The 24,907-nt window shown below is 45.8% G+C and carries 27 protein-coding genes, 1 tRNA gene and 2 pseudogenes; 16 read left to right on the plus strand and 14 right to left on the minus strand.

Features of this window, described 5'->3' with window-relative positions; all coding sequences use genetic code 11:
* Positions 1–12 precede the first annotated feature (12 nt).
* Positions 13–531 (plus strand): response regulator transcription factor, encoded by a 519-nt coding sequence (locus tag DXE44_RS02325; protein ID WP_114652338.1) that lies wholly within the window; start codon positions 13–15, stop codon positions 529–531.
* Positions 532–708: 177 nt separating this feature from the next.
* The gene (locus DXE44_RS02330; protein ID WP_231970546.1) at positions 709–1,656 is read left to right on the plus strand and encodes a hypothetical protein; all 948 of its coding nucleotides are present in this window, start codon (positions 709–711) and stop codon (positions 1,654–1,656) included.
* Between the two features lie 34 nt (positions 1,657–1,690).
* Here the strand turns inward: DXE44_RS02330 and glnK are convergent, their stop codons facing one another.
* From glnK to ppa, 3 genes are read right to left on the minus strand one after another with little or no spacing between them, the layout of a single operon-like run.
* Positions 1,691–2,029, minus strand: coding sequence for a P-II family nitrogen regulator (gene glnK / locus DXE44_RS02335; protein ID WP_114652342.1), 339 nt, complete (start codon positions 2,027–2,029; stop codon positions 1,691–1,693).
* 51 nt (positions 2,030–2,080) lie between these two features.
* The gene (locus DXE44_RS02340) at positions 2,081–3,700 is read right to left on the minus strand and encodes an NAD+ synthase (RefSeq protein ID WP_114652345.1); all 1,620 of its coding nucleotides are present in this window, start codon (positions 3,698–3,700) and stop codon (positions 2,081–2,083) included.
* A gap of 17 nt (positions 3,701–3,717) precedes the next feature.
* Positions 3,718–4,254, minus strand: a complete 537-nt coding sequence (gene ppa / locus DXE44_RS02345; RefSeq protein WP_114652347.1) for an inorganic diphosphatase — start codon at positions 4,252–4,254, stop codon at positions 3,718–3,720.
* A gap of 217 nt (positions 4,255–4,471) precedes the next feature.
* On the opposite strand from ppa, the gene DXE44_RS02350 reads away from it, so the two are divergent.
* Together DXE44_RS02350 and DXE44_RS10515 are read left to right on the plus strand one after the other, a co-directional pair.
* Complete coding sequence (locus tag DXE44_RS02350) at positions 4,472–4,732, plus strand: BrnT family toxin (RefSeq protein WP_231970547.1); 261 nt, start codon at positions 4,472–4,474, stop codon at positions 4,730–4,732.
* The gene (locus DXE44_RS10515) at positions 4,710–5,051 is read left to right on the plus strand and encodes a helix-turn-helix domain-containing protein (protein WP_114652351.1); all 342 of its coding nucleotides are present in this window, start codon (positions 4,710–4,712) and stop codon (positions 5,049–5,051) included. The genes DXE44_RS02350 and DXE44_RS10515 overlap by 23 nt, the downstream gene beginning before the upstream one ends.
* Before the next feature lie 67 nt (positions 5,052–5,118).
* Here DXE44_RS10515 and trxB read toward each other — a convergent pair whose 3' ends face one another.
* On the minus strand, positions 5,119–6,075 hold the full coding sequence (gene trxB / locus DXE44_RS02360; protein ID WP_114652353.1) for a thioredoxin-disulfide reductase: 957 nt from the start codon (positions 6,073–6,075) through the stop codon (positions 5,119–5,121).
* Positions 6,076–6,114: 39 nt separating this feature from the next.
* Between trxB and DXE44_RS02365 the strand changes: the two genes are divergently transcribed.
* The 4 genes from DXE44_RS02365 to DXE44_RS02380 all read left to right on the plus strand — a co-directional run bounded on the left by DXE44_RS02365 (position 6,115) and on the right by DXE44_RS02380 (position 10,621).
* Positions 6,115–8,427, plus strand: a complete 2,313-nt coding sequence (locus DXE44_RS02365) for a DNA translocase FtsK (RefSeq protein WP_114652355.1) — start codon at positions 6,115–6,117, stop codon at positions 8,425–8,427.
* Positions 8,428–8,437: 10 nt separating this feature from the next.
* On the plus strand, positions 8,438–9,130 hold the full coding sequence (locus DXE44_RS02370; RefSeq protein WP_231970548.1) for an outer membrane lipoprotein carrier protein LolA: 693 nt from the start codon (positions 8,438–8,440) through the stop codon (positions 9,128–9,130).
* A 43-nt stretch (positions 9,131–9,173) separates the two neighbouring features.
* The gene (gene serS / locus DXE44_RS02375) at positions 9,174–10,484 is read left to right on the plus strand and encodes a serine--tRNA ligase (protein ID WP_114652357.1); all 1,311 of its coding nucleotides are present in this window, start codon (positions 9,174–9,176) and stop codon (positions 10,482–10,484) included.
* Between the two features lie 47 nt (positions 10,485–10,531).
* A tRNA-Ser gene (locus DXE44_RS02380) sits at positions 10,532–10,621 on the plus strand.
* Between the two features lie 48 nt (positions 10,622–10,669).
* On the opposite strand, the gene DXE44_RS02385 is transcribed toward DXE44_RS02380, so the two are convergent.
* Positions 10,670–11,218 (minus strand): YggT family protein, encoded by a 549-nt coding sequence (locus DXE44_RS02385; protein ID WP_162785856.1) that lies wholly within the window; start codon positions 11,216–11,218, stop codon positions 10,670–10,672.
* Positions 11,219–11,313: 95 nt separating this feature from the next.
* Here DXE44_RS02385 and DXE44_RS02390 point away from each other — a divergent pair, with 95 nt between their 5' ends.
* Together DXE44_RS02390 and DXE44_RS02395 are read left to right on the plus strand one after the other, a co-directional pair.
* Positions 11,314–12,672, plus strand: coding sequence for a cytochrome ubiquinol oxidase subunit I (locus DXE44_RS02390; RefSeq protein ID WP_114654313.1), 1,359 nt, complete (start codon positions 11,314–11,316; stop codon positions 12,670–12,672).
* 2 nt (positions 12,673–12,674) lie between these two features.
* Positions 12,675–13,691, plus strand: coding sequence for a cytochrome d ubiquinol oxidase subunit II (locus DXE44_RS02395; protein WP_114652361.1), 1,017 nt, complete (start codon positions 12,675–12,677; stop codon positions 13,689–13,691).
* A gap of 219 nt (positions 13,692–13,910) precedes the next feature.
* Here DXE44_RS02395 and DXE44_RS02400 read toward each other — a convergent pair whose 3' ends face one another.
* A complete protein-coding gene (locus DXE44_RS02400) occupies positions 13,911–14,981 on the minus strand; it encodes an ABC transporter ATP-binding protein (RefSeq protein WP_114652363.1) in 1,071 nt (356 codons plus the stop codon).
* Positions 14,982–15,049: 68 nt separating this feature from the next.
* Here DXE44_RS02400 and DXE44_RS02405 point away from each other — a divergent pair, with 68 nt between their 5' ends.
* Positions 15,050–16,606 carry an ABC transporter permease gene (locus tag DXE44_RS02405; RefSeq protein WP_114652365.1) on the plus strand — a complete coding sequence of 519 codons (1,557 nt, stop codon included), beginning with the start codon at positions 15,050–15,052 and terminating at the stop codon, positions 16,604–16,606.
* Between the two features lie 122 nt (positions 16,607–16,728).
* Positions 16,729–17,724, plus strand: a complete 996-nt coding sequence (locus tag DXE44_RS02410) for an extracellular solute-binding protein (protein WP_114652367.1) — start codon at positions 16,729–16,731, stop codon at positions 17,722–17,724.
* Here DXE44_RS02410 and DXE44_RS02415 read toward each other — a convergent pair.
* Positions 17,715–18,026, minus strand: a complete 312-nt coding sequence (locus DXE44_RS02415; protein ID WP_114652369.1) for a hypothetical protein — start codon at positions 18,024–18,026, stop codon at positions 17,715–17,717. The two genes, DXE44_RS02410 and DXE44_RS02415, sit on opposite strands and share 10 nt — an antisense overlap.
* 132 nt (positions 18,027–18,158) lie before the next feature.
* Between DXE44_RS02415 and DXE44_RS02420 the strand changes: the two genes are divergently transcribed.
* On the plus strand, positions 18,159–18,428 hold the full coding sequence (locus DXE44_RS02420; protein ID WP_114654314.1) for a hypothetical protein: 270 nt from the start codon (positions 18,159–18,161) through the stop codon (positions 18,426–18,428).
* Between the two features lie 11 nt (positions 18,429–18,439).
* On the opposite strand, the gene DXE44_RS02425 is transcribed toward DXE44_RS02420, so the two are convergent.
* Complete coding sequence (locus DXE44_RS02425) at positions 18,440–19,258, minus strand: hypothetical protein (RefSeq protein WP_162785857.1); 819 nt, start codon at positions 19,256–19,258, stop codon at positions 18,440–18,442.
* A gap of 230 nt (positions 19,259–19,488) precedes the next feature.
* Here DXE44_RS02425 and DXE44_RS02435 point away from each other — a divergent pair, with 230 nt between their 5' ends.
* The gene (locus DXE44_RS02435) at positions 19,489–19,710 is read left to right on the plus strand and encodes a YdcH family protein (RefSeq protein WP_114652375.1); all 222 of its coding nucleotides are present in this window, start codon (positions 19,489–19,491) and stop codon (positions 19,708–19,710) included.
* A 52-nt stretch (positions 19,711–19,762) separates the two neighbouring features.
* On the opposite strand, the pseudogene DXE44_RS02440 reads toward DXE44_RS02435, so the two are convergent.
* Positions 19,763–20,111, minus strand: a pseudogene (locus DXE44_RS02440) (zinc ribbon domain-containing protein YjdM).
* Between the two features lie 72 nt (positions 20,112–20,183).
* Between DXE44_RS02440 and DXE44_RS02445 the strand changes: the two are divergent.
* Positions 20,184–22,031, plus strand: a complete 1,848-nt coding sequence (locus DXE44_RS02445; RefSeq protein ID WP_114652377.1) for an AsmA family protein — start codon at positions 20,184–20,186, stop codon at positions 22,029–22,031.
* A 3-nt stretch (positions 22,032–22,034) separates the two neighbouring features.
* Here DXE44_RS02445 and DXE44_RS02450 read toward each other — a convergent pair whose 3' ends face one another.
* From DXE44_RS02450 to DXE44_RS02460, 3 genes are read right to left on the minus strand one after another with little or no spacing between them, the layout of a single operon-like run.
* Positions 22,035–22,382 carry a phage holin family protein gene (locus DXE44_RS02450; protein WP_114654315.1) on the minus strand — a complete coding sequence of 116 codons (348 nt, stop codon included), beginning with the start codon at positions 22,380–22,382 and terminating at the stop codon, positions 22,035–22,037.
* Positions 22,383–22,438: 56 nt separating this feature from the next.
* Positions 22,439–22,642, minus strand: a complete 204-nt coding sequence (locus DXE44_RS02455) for a SlyX family protein (protein ID WP_114652379.1) — start codon at positions 22,640–22,642, stop codon at positions 22,439–22,441.
* Between the two features lie 21 nt (positions 22,643–22,663).
* Entirely contained in the window at positions 22,664–22,885 is a 222-nt protein-coding gene (locus DXE44_RS02460; RefSeq protein ID WP_114652381.1) for a hypothetical protein, read from the minus strand.
* A 33-nt stretch (positions 22,886–22,918) separates the two neighbouring features.
* Here DXE44_RS02460 and DXE44_RS11305 point away from each other — a divergent pair.
* A pseudogene (locus DXE44_RS11305) lies at positions 22,919–23,937 on the plus strand (LLM class flavin-dependent oxidoreductase).
* Here the strand turns inward: DXE44_RS11305 and DXE44_RS02470 are convergent.
* Positions 23,921–24,343 carry a putative toxin-antitoxin system toxin component, PIN family gene (locus tag DXE44_RS02470; protein WP_114652383.1) on the minus strand — a complete coding sequence of 141 codons (423 nt, stop codon included), beginning with the start codon at positions 24,341–24,343 and terminating at the stop codon, positions 23,921–23,923. The pseudogene DXE44_RS11305 and the gene DXE44_RS02470 overlap by 17 nt on opposite strands.
* Before the next feature lie 5 nt (positions 24,344–24,348).
* Positions 24,349–24,888 (minus strand): YaeQ family protein, encoded by a 540-nt coding sequence (locus tag DXE44_RS02475; RefSeq protein WP_114652385.1) that lies wholly within the window; start codon positions 24,886–24,888, stop codon positions 24,349–24,351.
* Positions 24,889–24,907: the final 19 nt, after the last annotated feature.

Here is a 24,907-nt window from a genome sequence, read left to right on the forward strand (position 1 = left end):
CCTTCGAATTCAATGACTAAAGTTGGCCATATCTACCTAATTGACGACGATGAGTCGATGCGCACCTCTCTAAGCCGGATGCTCAAGGATGTGGGTTATATCGTGGAGGATTTCTCCTCCGCAGTGACATTTCTAGAGCATTCAGTACCGGTAGCACCCGCGGTCATCTTGCTCGACATGCAAATGCCAGATATGACTGGGATTGATCTGCAAGAGAAGTTATTCCAACTGGGTCGCAAAACCCCAATTATCTTTATCAGTGGGCAGAGTCACCCTCATCAAATTGTCAAAAGCCTGAAGCGGGGTGCCGTTGATTTCCTCTTTAAACCGTTTAATTTGGAGGATTTATTAAAGGCTGTTGCTGATGCTTTGGACTTGCTAAATAAGGATATTGCTGTCAAATTAGGCACTACTGATGCCACGATTAAAGTCCACAAAGCGAGGGTGATGGACAAAATGCATGTTGAATCAGTTCAGGTTTTGGTAGCTAAGTACCTTGAGTCTGATCTTGAAAATCTTTTTAATAACTAGCTCTTAGGCTAATTTCCCTGAGGGTATTTCCTGATTATGATTATTTACTAATTTTTTGATATTTCAAACACTTAAAATACTTTTGTGAATTCAAGCCCTAAGCTCCCCGAGATTTCTAAAGAGGCCTTTATAAAGGCCAGGGAAAAGCTAGGTCTTTCCACTAAGGATCTGGGTGGAATGGCATGTTTGTCTACACGACAGATTGAGCAAATTGAAAGTGGCGAAATGAGCTCCTTCTATGGAGCTCAAATTAAATTCACTGCCGCTAAGAAAGTGGCAAAGCTGCTCAACTTAAGTGATGAGGAAGCATTTGACTTTGGGGCGCAAGCTCAAGTTCAATTGCCTGCTGATTCCACTGCTTTGCCTATTGCCGATGCTAAGTTAGTGCAATTTCCAAAAGCTGAGGAAGAGAAGCTGCCTTCATCTGCTAAGGTAGAAATTCAAGATGAAGTGGTTCAGGAAAAAAAGTCGGTTACAGAAAATACCGAGCCAGTTAAAAAAGTTCAGGCAGTAGAAAAGCCATTGACAAACACTGCAGCTGAAACAAAACCAAAATCTAAAGGCAAGCTATTTCTTTGGCTGAGCATCATTACAGCTACAGCTCTTGCCGTCATCAATTTGCACCCTCTGTTATTTGCAGATAAGCCAGAAGAGATTGTTGTTGTCAAAGAAGAAATTATTGAGCCAGCAGCTCCTGCAGATCCTGCAGATCCTGCACCCGCTACTCCAGTCACTCCAGCAACTGTAGCGCCAGTGGTTGCGGTTCCTGCGGCCGGTGCTGAAGTTTCAGCGGCATGCCCTGTGGAAGAGGGCGTCATTAATTACAAGCCAGAGTTACCCCGTAAGGCTGGTGATATGGTTTATGTTCAAGTCAAATCTAAGCAAGTGGTTTGTGTGATTGATGCTTCCAGAAAGATACAAAACAAAATGATTGAGCCTGGTATGGGCACATCTTTTTATGGTAAACCACCATTTAAGGTATTAACAGGCGGCCTTGCTCAGGCTGATGTGTATTTTCAGGGCGCAAAGGTTCGCCTGGCAAATCCGAATTACAAAACCTTAGTGTTGGAAGCTGCTGAGGTGGTGACCCCACCTGTTGACCGGACAGACCCTCAGTTACGCTAACTCTCAGTGAGTTAGCGTCTTCTAAAGGCAGTTTTTAGACTGCTGAATCGTTGGTTTCGCCAGTGCGAATACGAATAGCTTGCTCAATTGGACTAACAAAAATCTTACCGTCACCAATCTTGCCAGTACGGGCTGCTTTAGTAATTGCTTCAATCGCTAAGTCTACGCGGTCATCGGCAACCACTACTTCTACTTTTACTTTAGGTAAAAAGTCGACTACATACTCAGCGCCACGATAGAGTTCAGTGTGACCTTTTTGACGACCGAAGCCTTTAACTTCAGTAACGGTCAGTCCAGTAACGCCTACTTCGGCTAAGGCTTCACGAACTTCGTCAAGTTTGAACGGCTTAATAATGGATGTGATTAGCTTCACATATTCCCCTTAATACAGTAATCATACCTAGAACTGAAAACCAATGCCCAATTACGCCCTAAATTGGGAGGTAATAGGGTAGCGCCAGTCACGCCCAAAGGCTCGCGTAGTGACGCGAACACCAGGAGGCGCTTGGCGACGTTTGTACTCATTGAGCTTAATGAGGCGGGTTACTTTTTCTACACTTTCAGGATCAAAACCGGCAGCAATAATTTCTGCGATGGATTGGTTTTGCTCCATATAGCGCTCGACGATGCCATCCAATACCTCATATGACGGCAGGCTATCCTGATCTTTTTGATCGGGACGCAATTCTGCGGAAGGCGCACGCGTCAGAATCCGCTCCGGAATGATTGGGGCAATACTGTTGCGATAAGCACAGAGGCGATACACCAAGGTCTTCGCAATATCTTTAATCACCGCAAAGCCACCAGCCATATCTCCGTATAGTGTGCAGTAGCCAACAGCCATCTCACTCTTGTTGCCAGTCGTTAAAACTAGGCGCCCTGTTTTGTTGGATAGCGCCATTAAGAGAGTGCCTCGGACTCGAGCCTGAATGTTCTCTTCGGTAGCGTCGACTTGGAGCCCTTTAAATTGCTCGGCTAAGGCATGCTCCAAAGCATCCACGGGTTCACTAATAGGGATCTCATCATATTGAACACCCAGGTTTTGGGCCATTTCTCTGGCATCAATCCAAGAGATGTCAGCGGTATAGCGAGAGGCCATCATGACGGTACGCACTTTATCTGCGCCTAAGGCATCTACCGCAATCGCGAGCACGAGAGCGGAATCAACCCCTCCAGATAAGCCAATAATGGCTCCTGGAAAGCGATTCTTCTGAACATAATCGCGCACACCCAAAACAAGCGCTTGGTAGGCTTGAGCCTCTACGCTGGAAGGGGTAACTATAGTTCCTGGCTCTACATCGGCGGATGCATTAACTTCTACATAAGCAAGAGCGGTTTCAAACTGCGGCATAGTTATGACTACCTTGCCGGCACTATTTAAAGCAAAGGAGCCGCCATCAAAAACCAATTCATCTTGTCCACCTACTGCATTGACATAAACCAAAGGCATCTTGCTTAAGGCAATTTGTTTGCGCAGCACCTCAATACGTAAAGATTCTTTTTGGAGGTGATACGGCGAGGCATTGAGAACTAGAAGTACTTGGGCACCAGCAGCATGAGCCTGTTTGGCAGGGCCTGCATGCCAAGCGTCTTCACACAAAATGAGCCCATATTGGATGCTGGCATTTTCAAAGACACAGGCTTCATTGCCTGGTGTGAAATAGCGCACCTCATCAAATACTTCATGGTTAGGTAATTCTTGTTTGGCATAACCAGCAATCACTTTGCCATCACGAATGACTGAAGCGTAGTTTTGCAAACCATTTGTAGTCTTCTTGGGGTGGCCAATAATGACAGTTAATCCTGGAAACTTCTGAAGCTCCGGCATTAAGCAATTGAGTTCACGATCTGCAGCCTCAATAAAGGCGGGGCGGAGAAGTAAGTCTTCTGGGGGGTAGCCAGTGAGCGAGAGCTCTGGAGTGAGAACTAGTGTGGCGCCTTGTGCATAAGCATCAGCAGCGGCTTGAGAAATGAGCTGCGCGTTGCCAGGCAAATCACCCAAAAGAGGGTTGATTTGCGCTAAGGCGATTTTTTGCGAGCTCACTCCCAATTACAAATCGATTACTTCTGTGACTTGGCGTAACCTTCGATGCCTTCCAAAATTTCTTTATGGGCACCAGCAACACCAGTCCAACCTTTAACTTTTACCCACTTACCTTTTTCGAGATCTTTGTAGTGCTCGAAGAAGTGTTGAATTTGGGCGAGGAGTAATTCGTTTACATCTTCAGGCTTTTGCAAATGCTTGTAGATTGGCAAAATCTTATCTTCAGGAACAGCCAACAACTTCGCATCTTGTCCGCCTTCATCTTCCATCTCTAGCATGCCGATAGCGCGGCAGCTCACTACTGAGCCTGGCACCAATGCAAATGGAGTAATAACGAGAACGTCAACAGGATCGCCGTCACCAGCAATCGTTTTAGGGATGTAACCGTAGTTGCATGGATAATGCATTGCTGTACCCATGAAGCGGTCTACGAAGAGGCAGCCAGTTTCTTTATCTACTTCATACTTCACTGGATCCGCATTCATTGGGATCTCAATAATGACGTTGAATGATTCTGGGATTTTCTTACCTGGGCTGACCTTGTCGTAACTCATAAATACTCCGGTTAGTGATTAATGTGCGTTCGATCTTAGCAAAGAGGCAGAGCCATGCTGCTGAAGATTGAATCTATTCCTGTTATTAAAGCCATGAATGCTTTATGACTTCTATTTTAAGGCTTTCTGCAGTAATACCTATAGATTGGTGCCCTAGGTTGCTTGACAAATAGTAGGCCATTGGCCTACAATACGATCAATGGATTTTGAATGGGATATGGCTAAAAGTGATTTATGCCAGATCTCTCGAAATTTCGATTTCACATATGTAGTATCAGTTTTCATAGATCTGAATTTGTTGATAGAAAGAGATCAGCGTTGGGATTACGGGGAAGAGCGATTTCGGGCATTGGGTTTGCTGTCCGAAAAAGTATTTGTAGTGATTTATACAAAGAGGCCTGCAGCAATTAGGATTATTTCAGCTAGGCGGGCAAATCGTAGGGAGGTGAGGCGTTATGAAGAAAATCATTCGAGTTAGCGTGGATCTAAATGATCCTAGCAGCTTCCCTAAGGGATTCGTCGATAAGAAATTACTGGATGTAACATCAGAGCGTTTAATTAAATTGCATCAACAGCAGGATGATGCAGAGGCAATGTTGGATGCCGCTCAATATGCAAAAGGTGTGCGCGAGAGAATTGGTTTATCTCAGCAAGAGTTCTCTAAGCGCATCGAAGTCTCTCTAGAAACCATTCGAAATTGGGAGCAAGGTAAACGCAGTCCCACTGGTGCAGCTAAAGCTTTGTTGAAAATTTTAGATAGAGCGCCTGAGATAGCATTGTTGGCTCTCAGCGTTTGATGGCTTCACTAGAATTAAAATGCCTAGCAACGCTAGGCATTTTAATTGATGCTTTGACTTACTTTTATTAGGCCAAAGTCTCTAGGTAACGCTGTGCATCCAATGCGGCCATACAGCCCGTGCCAGCACTAGTAATTGCTTGACGATAGATGTGGTCCTGCACATCACCCGCTGCAAATACGCCGGGAATGTTGGTAGCAGTTGCATTGCCTTCCAAGCCAGAATGAGTCTTGATGTAGCCGTTGTTCATATCTAACTGACCAACAAACAATTCGGTATTAGGCTTGTAACCAATTGCAATAAAGGCGCCAGTAACAGCAATGTCTTCTGTGCTGCCATCAGCTTTCTTAATGCGAACACCAGTGACGCCTTTTTCATCGCCAAGCACTTCATCCAGAGTCGAGTTCAATTTGAGCTCCACTTTGCCTTCAGCTACTTTCGCCATTAGGCGGTCATTGAGAATTAGCTCCGCACGGAATTTATCGCGACGGTGAATCACGGTAACTCTTTTGGCGATACCTGTGAGATAGAGCGCCTCCTCAACAGCGGTGTTACCACCACCAACTACGCAAACGTCTTGATTGCGATAGAAGAAGCCGTCACATGTTGCGCATCCAGAAACACCGCGACCCATAAATGCGTTCTCACTAGGAAGACCAATGTATTGAGCAGAGGCACCCGTGGAAATAATGAGAGCATCACAGGTGTAAGTGCCAGAGTCGCCAACTAAACGGATAGGCTTTTCAGTTAAGGCCGCAGTATGAATATGGTCAAAGATGATGTTGGTATTAAAGCGCTCGGCGTGCTTTAAAAAGCGATCCATAAGTTCAGGTCCTTGGACACCATCTGGGTCTGCTGGCCAGTTTTCTACGTCAGTAGTGGTCATTAATTGACCGCCTTGGGCTAGGCCGGTGATGAGGGTTGGGTTCAGATTGGCGCGGGCTGCATATACGGCCGCTGTGTACCCAGCAGGGCCTGAACCGAGGATGAGGACTTTGGAGTGTTTTGGGGTATTTGTAGTCACCTCCAAATTATAGGATTGCTTGATTACAATCGGAAGAACATGGCAAGAACCGCATACCCGAAGTCCAAAACCCCTTTAAGCCCCCAGCCCCCTGAGAACCTAGGGCAGGGCAGGATGCCCCGCCTCCTATTAGAGGCCCGTTGGTTCATCTCTTTTGGCCTTTGTTTGGGCTTATTAGCCATTTTGGCGACCTATTCAAAGGCCGATCCAGCCTGGTCACATGCCAGTTTTGAGGCTCCAAAGAACCTAGGTGGGCGTTTTGGGGCCTATTTAGCGGATTTATTGCTCTATATCTTCGGTATTTCCGCTTTTTGGTGGGTAGTGCTCTTTGGCCGTCGTGTACTCAATGGCTGGCGTGAGCTGTGGAGCATTCCTTTGCCACCAGATCCCGATGCTAAGCCAGACTCTCTATTAATGCGTTGGCTGGGCTTTGGACTGACTTTATTGAGCAGTATGAGCCTTGAGTCTATACGACTGCATTCTTTGACCTGGGAGCTTCCAAGACCTCCTGGAGGCATTTTGGGTGAGCTCATTGGCGACCCTTTGCAGATAACCTTAGGTTTTACGGGCTCAACCTTGGTTCTCTTGTTTACGCTTTGTGCGGGCTTATCTTTATTCCTGCATTTTTCTTGGTTAGATGTTGCTGAAAAAGTAGGGCGCTCCCTTGAGCTCGCCTACAACCGTTTGCGTGAGCGTCGCGATAGCGAAGAAGACCGCAAGTTAGGTGAAGCAGCGGCTGAAGAGCGCGAAGAGTTTGTGGAAGAGTTCCGTGGGCGCGTTGAAATTGCCAAGCCAGTACAAATTGTTCGGGCCCCGGTAGAGATTGTAAAAAGCACCCGAGTGGAGCGCGAGAAGCAACAACCTTTATTTGTGGATATTCCCGATTCAGAATTGCCACCTTTAGCTTTGCTAGATCCCGTGCCAGAAGCAAAGGAAACTATTTCAGCGGATGTATTGGAATTTACCTCTCGCTTAATTGAGCGCAAGTTGGCCGAGTTCAATGTAGAAGTTAAAGTTATTGCCGCTTATCCAGGCCCAGTGGTGACTCGTTACGAGATCGACCCTGCTGTTGGTGTGAAGGGCAGTCAGATTGTGAATCTGTCTCGTGACTTAGCGCGTTCTTTGGGCGTGGTCAGTATGCGGGTGGTTGAAACGATTCCTGGCAAAACCTGTATGGCACTGGAGCTGCCAAACCCAACGCGCCAATCGGTTTACCTCTCCGAGATTTTGAGTTCACAGGTTTATAACGATAGTCATTCCAACTTGACCCTCTCTTTGGGTAAAGATATTTCAGACAGTCCGATCGTTGCTGACTTGGCGAAGATGCCGCACTGCTTAGTTGCTGGTACGACTGGTGCTGGTAAGTCTGTTGGTATCAATGCCATGATTCTGTCCATCCTCTTCAAGGCCAAGCCTGATGAAGTGCGCCTCATCATGATTGATCCGAAGATGCTTGAGATGGCTATTTACGACAAGATTCCGCATCTCTTGTGCCCAGTAGTGACTGACATGAAGCAAGCGTACAACGCGCTCATTTGGGCTGTAAATGAGATGGAGCGTCGCTACAAACTGATGAGTAAGTTTGGTGTGCGTAACCTTGCAGGCTTTAACAAAAAGATTTTAGAAGCAGAGGAAAAAGGTGAGAAGCTCACCAATCCATTTAGCTTAACTCCGGATGATCCAGAACCAATCTACAAAGCGCCAGTGATTGTGATTGTGATCGACGAGTTGGCTGACTTAATGATGGTCTCTGGCAAGAAGATTGAAGAATTAATTGCGCGTATTGCACAGAAGGCCCGTGCCGCTGGTATCCATTTAGTGTTGGCAACTCAGCGTCCAAGCGTGGATGTCATCACTGGCTTAATTAAAGCTAACGTACCAACGCGTATTTCTTTTCAAGTGAGCTCCAAAATTGATAGTCGCACCATCCTAGATCAGCAGGGCGCTGAAGCATTGCTTGGTATGGGTGACATGCTCTACATGGCACCGGGTACTGGATTGCCTGTGCGTGTCCACGGTGCATTCGTATCGGATGATGAAGTCCACCGGGTGGTCGAATGGCTGAAGGAAAAAGGCGAAGCTAATTACATTGACGGTGTTCTTGAAGGCGCTGATGAATCCAATATTGATGCACTGACTGGTGAGGGTGGTGGCGAAGCTGATCCTTTGTATGACCAAGCTGTAGCTATTGTTCTGGAAAACAAGCGCCCATCGATTTCTTTAGTGCAGCGTCACTTGCGAATTGGTTATAACCGTGCTGCTCGCTTACTCGAGGATATGGAAAAGGCAGGTTTAGTTTCGAAGATGGGTAATGGCGGTAATCGCGAGATCCTCCATCGCCCTTCAGAATAAGGCGACTCCATTGCGTAGATTTTTATCAGTAGCAACAAGCATCTTTATCAGCCTTGCGTCATTTGCATTTTCAAGCTCTGCATTTTCTGAGGGCGAAAGTGGTGCGGAGCAGTTGCGCCAGTTTGTGCGCAATTCTAAAACTGCGGAGGGTGATTTTGTGCAGCAGCAGTTGCGCGCACCCAAGGCAAATGAACCGCAAGATAAAGACCTAAAAGTCATTCGCCAAACGCAAGGGCGTTTCGTGTTTCAGCGTCCTAGTCGTTTTATTTGGGATACCCAAAAGCCATACGAGCAAAAACTGATTGCTGATGGCAAGCAACTCATTTTGTGGGACAAGGATTTAAATCAAGCGACTTTTAGGCCGGCTGGCCAAGCTTTAGCAGCCACTCCAGCGGCAATCCTATTTGGGGAGACTTCGCTAGATCAACATTTTGATTTAGTTGACGGTGAGGATCGCTTAGATATGAAATGGGTTGCTTTTGTGCCCAAGAAAAACCCGAATGCAAAAAACGGCAATGACTTGCCCTATACCAAGATCTCAGTGGGTATGTCTAATGGCCTGCCTAAAGCGCTAGAGCTAATAGATGGTCTAGGTAGTGTGGTGTTGGTTACTTTGGATAAGATTCAGTTGAATGTGAATCTGCCTACTAATCGCTTCACCTTTGTCCCACCTGCCGGCGCAGAAGTCTTGCGCTTAAACTAGAGCTACAGTAGAGCCTATAACACCCTAACCAGTAGAGCATTACATGATTGATCCGCAATTACTCCGCAAAGATATCGCAGCTGTGGCTGCCCGTTTAGCTACTCGCAAGTTCCAGCTTGATGTTGAGAAATTCAACACCCTGGAGTCTGAGCGTAAATCTTTGCAAACCCGAACCGAGGAGTTGCAGGCCAAGCGTAACCAACTAGCTAAAGCTATTGGTATGAAAAAAGGCAAGGGAGAAGATGCTGCTGCGGAGATGGCTGAAGCAACCCAGATCAACGTTGATATGGAATCCGGTGCTGCACGCTTGGCTATCTTGCAGGCGGAGATTTCTGACTTCTTGATGGGTATTCCAAATCTTTCTGATGAAGCAGTTCCAGTAGGTAAAGACGAAACGGAAAATAAAGAAGTGAAACGTTGGGGCGCGATCCCTGAGTTTTCATTTCCTGTAAAAGACCATGTGGACTTAGGTGCACCATTGGGTCTTGATTTTGAATCTGCCGCAAAAATTAGTGGCTCACGCTTTGTGGTTCTCAAGGGGCCTGTTGCTAGATTGCATCGCGCCTTAGCGCAATTCATGATTGATCTTCATGCAGGTCAGCATGCTTACGAAGAGCTCTATGTACCCCTGATGGTGAACGCAGCATCTATGCGTGGCACTGGTCAGCTGCCAAAGTTTGAAGAGGACTTATTTAAAGTTCCTCGTCAGATGGGTGGTGAAGATGGGGCAGGCGAAGCGAAGATTGAAAATTTTTATCTCATTCCAACTGCAGAAGTGCCGGTCACGAATTTGATGCGCGACACCATTACAGCGGTTGAAGAGTTGCCATTAAAGTTTGTTGCACACACCCCATGCTTTAGATCTGAGGCAGGAAGTTATGGGCGCGATGTTCGCGGCATGATTCGTCAGCACCAGTTTGAAAAAGTAGAGCTCGTGCAAATTGCCAAACCAGAAGAATCGATGCAGTTGCTTGAGGAGTTAACCTCACATGCAGAAAAGGTGTTGGAGTTACTGGAATTGCCTTACCGAAAAGTACTACTCTGCACTGGCGATATGGGTTTTGGTAGCACCAAGACCTATGACTTAGAAGTGTGGATTCCGTCACAAAATGCCTATCGAGAAATTAGCTCTTGCTCCAATATGGGTGACTTCCAAGCAAGACGGATGCAAGCAAGATTTAAATCAGGGCAAGGAAAGTCAGAATTAGTGCACACCTTGAATGGCTCTGGCCTTGCAGTTGGTAGAACTGGCGTTGCTCTTTTAGAGAATTGCCAGCAGGCTGATGGCAGTATTGCCATTCCGAAAGCCTTGCGACCTTACTTGGGTGGCTTAGAGGTATTAAAGCCCGCCTAAGTAAGAAATCTAAGAAATCCCCGAAAGCTATAATCGCTGTTCGGTTCGGAGAGATGGCAGAGTGGTCGAATGTACCTGACTCGAAATTAGGCGTAGGGTCAAACCTACCGTGGGTTCGAATCCCACTCTCTCCGCCAATGAACCACTTGTCTATCCAAGTGCATCTTGAGAGTCCCCGTTAACTACTAAATCTTTAAATTCCCAAGAACAATCTGAAGTATCTGAAGGATAAGTAGTAGAGCCAGTGGGGATAAATCTAAGGCACCAAAGTTGGGTATTACCCTTCTAATCGAAGCGAGTAAGGGGTTAACCAATAAAGACACTAGAAACTGTATTTGAGTTCCTGTGCCAACCCAGGAAAGAATAATGCTGACAAAAACCAGGCCAATTAGACCCGAAAGAGTCAGGTTCAGCATATCAACTAATGCCAGCGCTAACCAAGAGATATCAATCGAAGGGGCGCCAGAGATGAATAGTAGGATCGCAATTTTGGCCAAAATCAAAAGATAGGCTGCGACACAATTCGCTAGATCAAAGCGACCTATGCTGGGTATGAAGCGTCTTAGCGGCAGAACAATCCAGTTACTTAAAGGCAGAATATAAGCGCCAATAGATTTGCTTTGCCCTGCGCCTAAATTGAAGGCAAGCCACTGTAAATAGCAGCGTAAAAGGCAGGCTCCCGCAACAATGCTAACGAGTACCTGAAGAATGAGATTGGCAATTTGTATCAACATAACCATATTGTAGGGCGTTTAAACGGCAAGGGTTCAGCAGCATTATTTAATTGGTGCAACAATCAGTTATAGAAATTCAATTATTGGGAGCTGCCGTGCTCGATTCACTTTTATTTAATCGCATTCAGTTTGGCGCCAATGTTTCTTTTCACATTCTGTTTCCGACAATCTCGATTGCCTTAGGCTGGTTTCTATTGTTTTTCAAGATTCAATTTAATCGCACGGGATTGGAATACTGGCAAGAGGCTTATCAGTTCTGGGTCAAGATTTTTGCTTTGACATTTGCTTTGGGTGTAGTGAGCGGCATCACCATGAGCTTTCAGTTTGGCACTAATTGGCCTGGCTATATGGAAACTGTCGGCAACATTGCCGGACCACTATTGGCGTATGAAGTACTGACCGCCTTTTTTCTAGAAGCCACTTTTTTAGGCGTCATGCTTTTTGGTGCAAAGCGCGTCTCCGCCAGAATGCACACCATGGCCACTTTTCTCGTTGCTTTTGGAACAAGCCTTTCAGCATTTTGGATTATTGCCTTAAATTCTTGGATGCAAACTCCGCAAGGTTTCATCATGATTGATGGCAAAGCTCATGCGGTTGATTGGATGACCATCATTTTTAATCCATCCATGCCTTACCGCTTGGGACATATGTTGCTCGCTTCATTCTTAACAGTCTCATTCTTTATCGCTGGTATTTCAGCCTATCGTTATTTACGTAATAGTCGATCAATAGCTAATGCCATGGTGATGAAGCTTGCACTTACAGTAGCGATGGTTTTAATTCCCGTGCAAATTATGCTGGGCGATATGCATGGCCTTAATACTCTAGAGCATCAGCCAACTAAGCTTGCAGCGATGGAGGGTATCTGGGAGAGTGGTTCTGGAGTGCCTGCAGTTATCTTCGCCGTTCCCAATCAGGAAACTCGCTCTAATGATTATGAAGTGAGTATTCCCAAATTAGCTTCACTCTATTTGACACATAGTTGGAATGGAGAGGTTAAAGGTTTAGATGCTTTTGGAGACAAGATTCCACCAGTAGCCCCTGTATTTTTTGCGTTTCGAATCATGGTGGGTGTAGGTGTTCTCATGCTCTTAGTTTCTTGGTTTGCGCGTTGGCAACTGCGGGGTACTCGAGTCTTGCCGGAGTGGACAGCTAAAGTTCTAGTTTTGATGACTTTCTCTGGCTGGGTAGCTGTTTTATCAGGTTGGTATGTGACAGAAATTGGTCGCCAACCTTATCTGGTGACTGGGGTGTTAACCACGGCTCAAGCGGTAACGACATTGCCGTCAAATATGATCCTATCGACCTTACTGATGTATATCACCGTCTATATTGGCTTGCTCATCGCTTATATATGGGCAGTGTTTTATCTGGCGCGTCAAGCAGATGAGAAGGGCGCTGCTGACGTCCACCCTGCTAAAGCAGCCCCCGTTAAAACTCCACAAGGCGCCTAATCATGAACTCCATGGATCTGACTCAGGCATCGGTATGGTTGCCACTATTTTTCTTTGTGGCTATGGGTATTGCGATGTTGTCGTATGTTGTGCTCGATGGTTATGACTTAGGCATTGGGATGTTATTGAACCGTGCCTCTGATCCAGACAAAGATATGATGATTGCATCCATTAGCCCCTTTTGGGATGCTAATGAGACTTGGATCGTATTAGGGGTGGGGTTGCTATTGGTTGCATTTCCATTGGCGCATGGCTTGATCTTGACTGAGCTCTATTTACCAGTCGCCGTGATGTTGCTGGGCCTCATTTTGAGGGGTGTTTCTTTTGACTTCAGAGTTAAGGTCAATATTGAACAAAAGCCTTTGTGGAACTTTTTGTTTTATGTGGGTAGTCTGTTAGCGGCAATTTCCCAGGGCATCATGATTGGACGTCTGATTGTGGGTTTTGAATCAGGCCTCTTGGGTTGGCTATTTTCTATCTTGGTCGCCATTTGTTTGCCAGCAGGTTACATCTTGCTCGGATCAACTTGGCTTATTTTAAAAACAGAAGGCAATCTGCAGAAGCGTGCTTTTATATGGGCCAAAACCAGTCTGTGGTTAACGGCTTTTGGAGTCGCACTGGTTTCTTTGGCGACACCTTACTTTAGTCCTGAGATCATGGATAAATGGTTTGCATGGCCACAGATTCTTTGGTTATCTCCAGTGCCCATTGCAACCGCAATTTTGTTTTTACTAACGCATCATTTTATTGATGCTGTTGAAAAGAAAACCAGCGCCCGTGAATGGTTGCCATTTGCCAGCGTAGTGGCCATCTTCTGGCTGTCATTCTTTGGGATTGCATACAGCATCTTTCCTTATGTCATTATTGGGGAGATGACCTTATGGCAGGCTGCCGCTGCTACCGAATCTCTGTGGGTAATCTTTTGGGGTGCGATAGTTGTCTTGCCAACCATCTTGGGCTACACCCTGTTTTCTTATCGCATCTTTAAGGGTAAGGCTAGTGCACTGACTTACTACTAGGAATGCTCAGCGCTTATTGAGTTCTTTTAGAAGCGTTCTTTGCACTACAAATGCCAGGGGCAGTGCAAGCCAGCCGAGCTATAAATAAGGAGAATCTACTGGCAGCGATTTTCTGACGAGATATTCAAAAATGAAGGCGGCAGCAATAGCAATCGTGCTGGAAATAATAACGTTTTTATCTATTTTCTTGCGCATAACATCTCTCATCAGTAAAGGGGTTTAATCGTTAAAGGTCACAACGTGATCAGCCGCTAAATAGATGCCAATTTTTTCTCCAATGGCATGATCATGGTGACTGGGAACGAAAGCAAAAATCTCTACTCCGGAGGCGAGTTTGAGAGTGTATAAAAAATCAGCGCCACGAAAAATCTTGCGCACTACTTCTGCTTGCATGGGACTGTGATCATCATGGGAGATATCATCTGCACGCAAGAGAACATCAATCTGATCGCCCACTTTTCCAGTGTGTCCAGGTTCTAAATCTAATTCACCCAGCTCGATTCTGACTTTATTGTTGGGTTGAACAAGCCCTTTTACAAAGACGCCGCGACCAATAAAGTCTGCAACATATCGATTGACTGGTTGGTGATAGAGCTCATAAGGAACATCCCACTGAATGACTTTACCGTCAGCCATGACACCCGTTTTGTCGGCAATTGCAAATGCCTCAAATTGATCATGGGTCACGAGCAAGGCGGTAATATTATTTGCCTTGAGAATATCTCGGGTTTCACCTGCAAGGCGCTCCCTCAGTTCAATGTCCAGACTAGAGAAGGGTTCATCAAGCAAAATTAAGTCAGGCTCCGGAGCCATTGCCCTTGCCAGCGCCACTCGTTGTTGTTGTCCGCCACTCAGTTCATGAGGGTAGGCATCAGCCTTATCTGAAAGTGAAACTCTTTCAAGCCACTCCTTGGCAACGCTGGATCTTTGCTGGCTTGGGAGATGCTGAAGGCCAAAGGCAATATTTTCTAAAACACTCAGATGGGGGAAGAGGGCAAAGTCTTGAAAGACCATGCCTACTTTTCTTAGGTTAGGCGGAGTATGAATGGAGGCAGAGCTCACTACCTGATCTCGCAACAAGATCTCACCTGCTTTTACTGGCTCAAATCCACAAATAGCTCGCAGAACGGTTGATTTCCCGCAGCCTGAGGAGCCCAGTAGGCAGCCAATTTCACCCTGGGCAAGATCTAGATTGAGACCTTTGACAGCCGTTACGCGACCTTGACCATCTAGGCTGGGATAGTCAATTTCCAGCTGTTTGATAGAAAGCAGTGTGTGAGTGGAGTTCATCTCTATAATTTTCTCATTAATGCTAGTGGTTTAATACATAGCTAGAGTCTAAACGGATTGTGGATTGAATGAATCGTATTGTGGTGCCGCTTGCCCTGTTGTTATTTTTGCCCCTATTTGGCTTGGCAGCACCATTCCTATTTCCGGGAAGTGATTTATTAGTCAGCGGCACCCTGAGTCATTTGTGGAGCTTTGTGTTGGGCGGATATATTGCCTCCACCTTAGTACTCATACTCGGTGTTGGGGTGGGGGTATTTATTCTGGGTGTGGGCAATGCCTGGATCATCGCTAGCTATGATTTTCCGGGTAAAAAAATATTTGAGTGGGCTTTAATTCTTCCCTTGGCCGTCCCTACTTACGTCATGGCTTATTTATTTGTAGATCTGCTGCAGTTTTCTGGGCCGATACAAAGTGGCCTTCGTAGCATGCTGGGAATGGAGTCGCTATGGTTCTTTCCAGATCCGCGTTCATTGAGTGGGGCTATTTGGTCTTTTTCATTCTGCCTCTTTCCCTATGTCTATCTCATTACTCGTACTGCATTTCTAGAGCGTAGCGGTCGATTGATTGAGGTTTCAGAAACGCTTGGCTACAGTCCTCTGCAAGGGTTTATGAAGTTAGTGCTACCTATGGCAAGACCAGCTATCTTCGCCGGCATGGCCTTGGCACTCATGGAGGTCTTGGCTGATTTTGGAGCGGTTTCTTACTTTGGTGTGCAGACCTTTGCAACGGGCATCTTTAAGGCTTGGCTTTCTTTTGGTGGCCGTGTGGCTGCGGTGCAGCTTGCTTTGGGCCTGTTGAGTTTTGTCCTACTCATCTTTTTTATTGAGCAGAGTAGCCGTTCAAAATTGCGTTATGCCTCATCATCAAGAGGTAAGACATTGGCTAAGTCTCTGCGCGGTAAGGGGGCTTTTTTTGCATTTGCATTTTGTGGTGCCACGCTCTTGTGCGGATTCTTGTTGCCAGCATTTGCACTCGTGCAATTACTCTTTAAGCAAGGTCTGACAATTGATATTCGATATCTAGACTGGTTGAGTAATTCTTTATCTGTTTCAGTTTTGACTGCAGTCATTTCGGTTGTGCTGGCAGTATTTTTTGCTTACTCGGTGAGAATGAATGCTCGCTTAAGCTGGGTCAATCGATTGCTAGGATTTGGTTATGCACTCCCTGGTGCGGTACTTGCCATCGGCATCCTTTCTTTTCTAGAGATTTTTCAGCTCGCTTGGTGGATATCTGCGAGCATGCTGGTCCTGGTCTACGCATATTTGGTCCGCTTTCTTTCCTCCAGCTTGCAAAGTGTAGAGGCTGGGCTCGCGCGCATCACTCCATCTATGGATGCTTCAGCGGCCCTCTTAGGCTTATCTAAGGCACAGATTTTGAGGCGGGTACATGTACCCTTGCTAAAACGAAGTCTCATTACAGCCGGCCTCTTTGGCTTTGTGGATGTGATGAAAGAGTTGCCAGCAACCCTACTATTGCGCCCCTTTAATTTTGATACTTTGGCTGTGGCTACCTATCAATTAGCGGCAGATGAACGTCTTGCTGAGCTGGCTTTACCCTCCTTAACGATTGTTTTAGTTGGGCTTTTCCCGGTTTTACTGCTTTCCAGGGTGATTTCTAAATCTTAATTGATAATCATTCGTATTTGTGATACATTAGATTTATTCTAATTCTGATCGTAAATACAACAATGGCAAGTCAATCAATATCCCAATTCCTAGTTAGAGCCACATTGGTTCTAAGCTTTTTTATGGCTTTGCCAGTGTATGCCCAAGAGGTTAAAGAATTAAATCTCTATTCGGCTCGTCACTACCAAACCGATGAAGCGCTTTACAGTGACTTCACTAAAAAGACGGGGATCAAGATTAATCGTATCGAGGCTGATGACAATGCCCTAGCTGAGAGGCTCAAAAGTGAAGGTGCCAATAGTCCGGCAGATGTTATTTTGATGGTAGATGCAGCTCGACTCTGGCGCGCACAAATTGATGGCTTTTTTAAGCCAATATATTCGAAGTATTTAGAGAGTCGTATCCCGGCTAATTTGCGATCTAAGCCTGACGCTGATGGATCAACCTGGTTTGGTTTTTCAACGAGAGCTCGTCTCGTGGTCTACAACAAAGCTAAGGTGAACCCGCAAGATGTTGACACCTATGAGAAATTAGCTGAGCCGGTGAATAGGGGTAAGGTCTGTACGCGCTCAGGTGCCCATCCTTACATGCTGTCACTGATCGGCGCCATGATTGAGCGTCGTGGGGAGGCTGCTACAGAAGAGTGGGCCAAAGGTATGGTTGTTAACATGGCACGCCCTCCAAGGGGTGGCGATACCGATCAAATCAAAGCAGTTGCATCTGGCGAGTGTGGCGTAGCTTTAACAAATTCTTATTACTTAGTGAGACTCTTGCGTTCCACTAAGCCAGAAGATCAAGCCATTGTTGCTAAGATTGGTTTTGTTTGGCCAAATCAGAAAACTACTGGTACGCATATCAATATTGCAGGTGGTGGCGTAGCCAAGAATGCACCGCATTCACAAGCTGCTATCCAGTTCCTGGAATATCTAGCGAGCGATTCAGCTCAAGAATATTTTGCTAATGGCAATAACGAGTGGCCTGTAGTGAAGTCGGTCAAGATTGAAAATGAAGGGCTAAAAATGTTAGGACCCTTTAAGGCTGAAAACATTTCTGTTGCGGCTATTGGTAAAAACCAAATTGCCGCCCAAAGATTACTCGATAGAGTGGGCTATAAATAAGTCACTCGTTTTAGTAGTTCTTCTGCATTGATGATGGCGGACTGAAAGGTCTTGCCATCTTGACTATTAACGATCACGCCAATTCCGGCAACCGGGGCAAGACTATCTACTTTAAAGCGGCCCACATTACCCTGTTGTCTAATGAAGCATTCTTCATCAAAGAAGAGTCGATCACCGTTATCATCAATTTCATCTGAATCGATCGTGCTAAAACCAATAAGTTCTTGAAGCGTCTCTTTTGTATCAGCGATTTCCATAGCGTGGATTTCTTTTGTGAGGGGATTAATGGCAAATACCTTCATGGCGATCTTTCAGTAGATTGATATTGAAACAAGCTTCAATCCTAATTGAAATTGACTTAGCTTGCTTAAGGCGTGTATTTATGAAAGCTCGTTAGAATGGGTCAATATTTACTTGATATTGGATGCAAGCCCATGAAACTTTCTCTGAAGATTTTGGTGTCCAGCCTTAGCCTATTTCTATTGGCTTGCTCAACACCGCCGAGCGAGTTCGGAGTCTATCGACAGTCGGATGGAACGGTTGGGGTGCATGCCCCTAAATCCGCTAAGGATACTGAGGCTCAGGCGGCTGCAGCAGAAGAGTGTAAAAAACTAGGAAAGCGAGGCGCCACGATTGTCGAATCTCGTAAAACAGTGAACGACCGCTTTCCTATGACTTACATTTTTAGGTGTACTAGCTATTAAGGTAAGGCAGCTTAGCTAAGCAACCATTTCTTAATCGATTTATTGACACACATTGCGTCTAAGGCGAGCCCGAAGAACTCTGAACCGTTGGTAACCATGCTTTCGATAGCCTCAACCTTGCCTGATTTCACGCCACGCAAATACGTTGCTGCGCGATAGCGTAGAAAGTGTTCATTCTCGCCTTCTTCGTTATCTGTGGAGCAGATCTCGAGGCTGCCATAACGGGTTTCTGGATTGATATTCAGAATAGAGAGGCCCAATGCACCAATTAACTTTTCTGGCACAGGAATAGGCACGTAAGAGTAGAGTGAAACTAGTTGCTCTTGTTCGTCGACTTCAATAATGTGGTCCACATCAAAGACATCTTTTTCTGTCAATTCAGTTTCACCGGAATCACTGCCACCAAAGGTAGATTCAAGTTGCAACATCGCTGTATTGCCATCTTTGGAGATATCGATCATGTCAGGGTAGCCAAGCAGACCTTTCCACCAGTACATCAGCGAGAAGGTGCAAGGTTTAACTTCAACTAAACCCTTATTGGTTGATTTGGCAAAGTACAAGCCGTAGAACTCATCATCTTCCTCGAGTCCGTATTGATCGACTTTCAGTTTCTTTGGCGCAGCTGCCTTGGGTGATTTTTTGGCAGCTTTCTTTGGGGCAGGCTTTTTAGCGACAGGCTTTTTAGTTGCTGGTTTTTTCACTACCTTCTTTACGGCCTTTTTGGCTACCGCTTTTTTAGCGACAACTTTTTTAACGGCTTTCTTTGCAGGGGCTTTTTTTACCACCTTAGTAGCTACTTTCTTTTTTGCTGGAGACTTCTTTGTAGCCATGGTCTATTACCCTTCCTATTGGTAGTTAATGTGCTTGGTGCACAAGTGGATATTACTTCAGTTCTACCCACTTTTGCTGATACCCATATGGGGATTTACCTTGCAATATCAAGGGTCAAGATCCAATTGTTTTTTTAGTCATATTGAAGAGGGGCGGGGAACTTGAATTTGAGTGCTAACTTGCTACACTGAAGTGGCAGTTATGAATAACCTCAACCCAAAGAGAATCTATGTTCCCTGAATATCGCGAGTTAATTACTAAGCTGAAAACATCAGATCGTCACTTTTCTCATTTATTTGATAAGCATAACCATCTGGATCAAAAGATTCAGAGAATGGAGGCTCATACCGAACCCAGCACCCCCGAAGAAATTGAGACCCTGAAAAAAGAAAAGCTTTTACTAAAGGATCAGCTGTATACAGTCCTGAAAAAGGCTGGCGCTGCTTCTTAATGGCTTTAGACCATCGGAGCTCGTATTGAGTCTGATGGTCTTTTATTTAGAACTACGCCTTCTTTAAGAAGCAGGCTTTGAGCAACATCTTGCCAGCCTCTGTCTTGCAGTCAACCTCGTGATTGCCAGAAACCAAGCGAATACCCTTAATCTTTGTTCCAACCTTGAGGGTGGTTGATGACCCCTTTACTTTGAGATCCTTAATCGGGGTTACAGTGTCGCCATCAGCTAGTAAGTTGCCATTAGCATCCTTTACGATGAGGGGTGCCTTCATCCTCTTCAACGCTAGCTGCCATGGGCCACTGATGGCCACATTGAGCGCAAACAAAATTCTCACCGTCAGGGTAGGTCATATCCTCCTGGCAGGCTGGACATTTTGGAAGGTTGGCAGTGGTATTCATGGGGATCTTAGTTAAAAATAGATAGATCTATTCTAGTCGACAGCGAGCAGGGTAATTTAGAATCAACTGACAATGAGTAAATCAATCAAGATCATCATCAGTGCTTTGGGCGGGATCATCATCAGTGCTTTGGGCGGGATCATCCTCCTATTGATATTGGGGGCTTGGTACGCAAGCTCCACAGTAGATCCAGTCCAGCTAACGAAGTTGCTCTCCAGTTCAGTTAAGGCGGCTACTGGACGAGATTTAAAAATCAGCGGTCCTGTGACCTTGAGTTTTTTTCCGGGAATTTCTGTTACAGCAGAGCGCTTAAGTTTGAGTAATGCCTCTTGGGCATCCAAGCCTGAAATGCTCACTCTCAAGCGGATTGAGTTAGATGTTAAAGCTCTGCCGCTACTCAGTAAGCGTATTGAGGTTGGCAGCGTGAAACTTACTGGCTTAGAGCTACTTCTCCAAAGAAATCCATCTGGTCAAGCAAATTGGGATATGAGTGCAGAAATGTCTAGCGCTGCTCCCGCTTCTGCTTCTGGTAATGACACTACGGATACTTCTTCGCTTGGTAATAATTTGATATACATGAATAGCATTTCTATTGGGGATGCTCAAATTCAGTATCAAGATGCAGCTAAGCCAATCTCAAGCTACCAAATTAAACGGATGTCGCTGGCGGAGAGTGGCGATAAAACAGTCATCTCCCTCGACATGCAGACTCAAGGGCAGAGTATTGGGCTGAGTGGAAAAACAGGCCCACTTTCTGAGTTATTCAAGCAATGGGACGTTGCATTAACTAGGTTCCCGCTGGACCTAGCTCTCAATATGAATGGCAAATCTTTATTGATTAAAGGTGAGATCATCAAGCCTCCGAAAGCTATGCCCTCGATTAATTTGGCCTTAAGCTCAAAGTCATTTGGCTGGCCAACTCTCGATGCAGCCACCAACCCCGCTCCTCAGGCTGTAGGTGGCGCTCAGCCAGCGCCAGCAGTGCGCCAAGCCCAAAACCCACAGTCTAGATATGTATTTAGTGATGAGATCATTCCTTTTGACGCAATACCGCAGGCCAAGGGGAAAATTGTCATAGACATTACTGAGTTGGGTTTACCAAAGCGCAAACCAATCGAAAATCTCCAGGCTACTTTGCAGTTGGATGGCAGTGCAATTGATATCCCAAATCTAAGATTTCAGATGGGGAAGGGTAGCGCCGATTTGCAGGTGAATCTCTCAAAGACCAACACTGCAAATCCCACATTAGCAGCAAAAGGTGTGACAAAAGATTTCACGCTAGAAGAGTTATTAGCCAGACTCGATCCAAGCTCCAAGGTGAGTGGTGGTGGCATGAAGTTGGCATTTGATATCAAGACTTCAGGAAACAGTCTTCATCAGTTCTCGGCTAATTCAAGTGGCAAGATTCAGTTGAGCATCAATCAAGCCCTCATGGGAACCAATTTTTTAAATGATGCTGGTGATTTCGTAGTCACACTATTGGATTCTATGAATCCTCTGCGTAAAAAAACGAGCGATACGGTGTTGGAATGTGCGGTTGCCTACCTACTAATTAATAATGGCCTGATCAATATAGCCAATACGGTTGGGCTTGAAACGGATAGGCTAGATGCAGTCTTGGCTGGCTCTATCAATCTGAAAACTGAAGCAGTTAACCTCACGGTTGATCCACGAGAAAAATCAGGTCTCACTAGTGGTCTTGATTTGGCAGGTCTGGTAAAGATGGGTGGCACGCTAACCAATCCTAAGGCGGGTATTAACCAGGCCGGGGTCGTCAATAGCGCCGTTTCAATTGGGCTTGAATTCTTAACGGGTGGTGTCAGTATTTTGGCGGAGAATGCTAAATCAATGACCTCAAAATCTCACCCCTGCCGAGATGCGCTCCACCCCTGGTCTGATATTTACCCTGGGGCGGAGTAATTCTTAAAACAGTAAGCCGCTGATAAACAGGCTGAATAAAGAAATAAAAATGCTCGCAAAGAATGCGGTCCCGAAGCTGGAGATCGTAAAGCCACCCACAACAGCAGAGACCAGCATCAGCACTAAGGCATTCACTACCAGCAGAAAGAGTCCCATGGTGAGGACGGTGAGGGGTAGCGTGAAGAGAATTAATAAAGGCTTCACTATGGCATTGGCAAAGCCAAGTAGCAGGGCGGCGATGAGCAGTGAGCCGCCATCTGCGAAGCGTAATCCACTAAAAAGGTAGCTGGCGACCCAGAGGGATAGAGAGGTTAAACCCCACTGAACTAAAAACAGCACTAAGTTACCCATAACAAACATCCTTTTTTAAATGAACTGCAATATTTCCCTTAAATATTATCAGGGCTTTAATAGTGTGGAGGAACTTCATCTTTAGGGTTGGTATTGCTTGCACCATCTCCACTGCTAGCCTGCTCTTTAATCGACTTTAGTTCACGATATAAAAACTCAATCTGTTGCTGTTGCTTGTAAATAGTTTGATTTAGTTGATCAATCAAATCTTCAGTAAAGCTGAGTTTAATTTCAAGGTTGGTGATGCGATCTTCAGTCATTTCATTTCCTCTGTCTTTAGCTTAGGCATCGATCAATTCAAATCGACCGTCTTCCATCTCCGTTTTTGGTCTGATCCAAAAGTCATGCGACTGGAGGGATTCATAGACATAGGCTGGCTCTAGATTGGCTTCAACGTTAGCAAGCAGCACGACTTTATAAAATCCGCCTGTCTTGATATGCCTTAGTTTGCTACCCGGCTTAAAGATGCCGCCATCAGCGTCTGCCATTTTTGGTTTACTCATGTCAAAAAACCGCTTTCTCAGTATGATCTACGAATGACAAATTCTGTCCCGTACTCCATTCTAGATATATCTCCCATTCCTCAGGGATTTACTGCTGCAGATGCCTTACGTAATTCCTTGGATATTGCCCAGCATGCGGAGGCTTTGGGATATACCCGCTATTGGGTGGCTGAGCATCACAATATGACCGGCAATGCCAGCTCTGCCACTGCAGTCTTGGTTGGCTATATTGCTGGCGGTACAAAAACCATTCGGGTTGGTTCTGGTGGGGTGATGTTGCCAAACCACGCTCCATTAATTATTGCAGAACAATTTGGCACACTAGCGTCTCTTTATCCAGGAAGAATTGAGTTGGGCTTAGGGCGTGCGCCTGGAACTGATCAAATGACAGCCAGAGCCCCTTACGTCGCGATTTATTGGGAAGCGATGCTCGCTTTCCGCAGGATGTACGAGAGTTGCAACATTACTTTGGCCCTATTCAGGAGGGGCAGTCTGTAAAGGCAATTCCGGGGGCAGATACCGAAGTACCAATTTGGATATTGGGCTCCAGTTTGTATGGTGCTCAATTGGCGGCTCACTTTGGCCTGCCTTATGCCTTTACCTCACACTTTGCTCCTGAGCAACTTATTGATGCAATGGCCACCTATCGTGAATTATTTAAACCATCCGATAAGCTAGCTAAGCCCTACTGTGCATTTGTGATGAATGTAGTGGCTGCCGATACAGATGAAGAAGCCATTCATCTTTTCACTACTTTGCAGCAGAACGTCATTCGTATGCGCCGCAATACTCGTGGGCAATTGCCGCCACCGATTGAAAATTTAGATGACTTTTGTGAGTCTCACGAAAAAGCCACTGCCGCTCATGCATTGCGCTGCTCTGCAGTTGGGTCTATGCAGACGATCAGAAAGGAGATGCAGTATTGGCTCGATCAAACGGGTGCTAACGAAATGATTATCACTGGGCAAATATTCGATCATCAAGCCCGCTTAAGATCATTTGAGATTGCCGCTGAAGCGGCCAAGGAATTGCGCTTTAGCTCTCAGGTCTAAAAGCGTTGTAGTCGCTGGTAATCAAAATATTTTCTTGAGCGGCTCGACTGGCAATGCGCAGTACGGCATTGTCTTTGCTAATGAGTATCGATGGTCTTAATTGATAAGCCAGATCTAAGAAAATTTGATCATCGGGGTCTTCGCATTTCCAAGGCGCGCTAGATAAATTGGAATCATCATGTAGCTGCGCGATAGATTGCCATTGAGTCAAAATGCTTGCTTGAGCTGCGCTATCAAGCTGAAAGAGCGGGCGAGAGATGACATCGGCAAACTTCAATAAAGTCTTTTGACTGGCGATTACTGGAATACTCCCATTCACAATCGCCTGTTTCAGATTAGCAGCCCTTTCGTCATCAAACACAAAAATATCTAACAAGATATTGGTGTCCAAAACTACTGGCTTCATTGCTGTTAATTGCGCCAGATTTCTGGGGTGATAGTAACTTGCCCCATATCTGAAGAAACGTAAGCTTCCCCATCTTGAACATTGACATGCAGAACCATGCTGCGCTCGACTAGCTTGTTAAGTTCATTGGCCTGCTCCGCAGGAATGGAGATCACCTGAAGGTTACGGGCACGAGTTAATTTATTCGCAATCCCATCCCACCAGATTTTGCTAGTGTGTCCACCATAGCAATAGACGATGACTTGATCTGATCGACCGCAGGCTTTGAGGATACGACGTTCATCTGGTTGACCGACTTCAATCCACAGCTTGATGGCATCAGTGAGATCCTTAACCCAGAGGTCAGGTTCGTCGGTATCGCTTAAGCCTTTAGTGAAAGCCAGATCTTCCTGAGCTTGAAGAGCAAAAGCAATGATGCGTACCATCATCCGCTCCTCGGTTTCTGAGGGATGCTTTGCGATGGTGAGGGAGTGACTGCTGTAATAGTGGCGGTCAGAGTCTGCGACGTGGAGGTCGGCTTTGTGGATAGTTGCGCGTAGAGCCATGGCGCATTATCGCCTTTTA

Source organism: Polynucleobacter necessarius, from assembly GCF_900095175.1.
Taxonomy (GTDB): domain Bacteria; phylum Pseudomonadota; class Gammaproteobacteria; order Burkholderiales; family Burkholderiaceae; genus Polynucleobacter; species Polynucleobacter necessarius_I.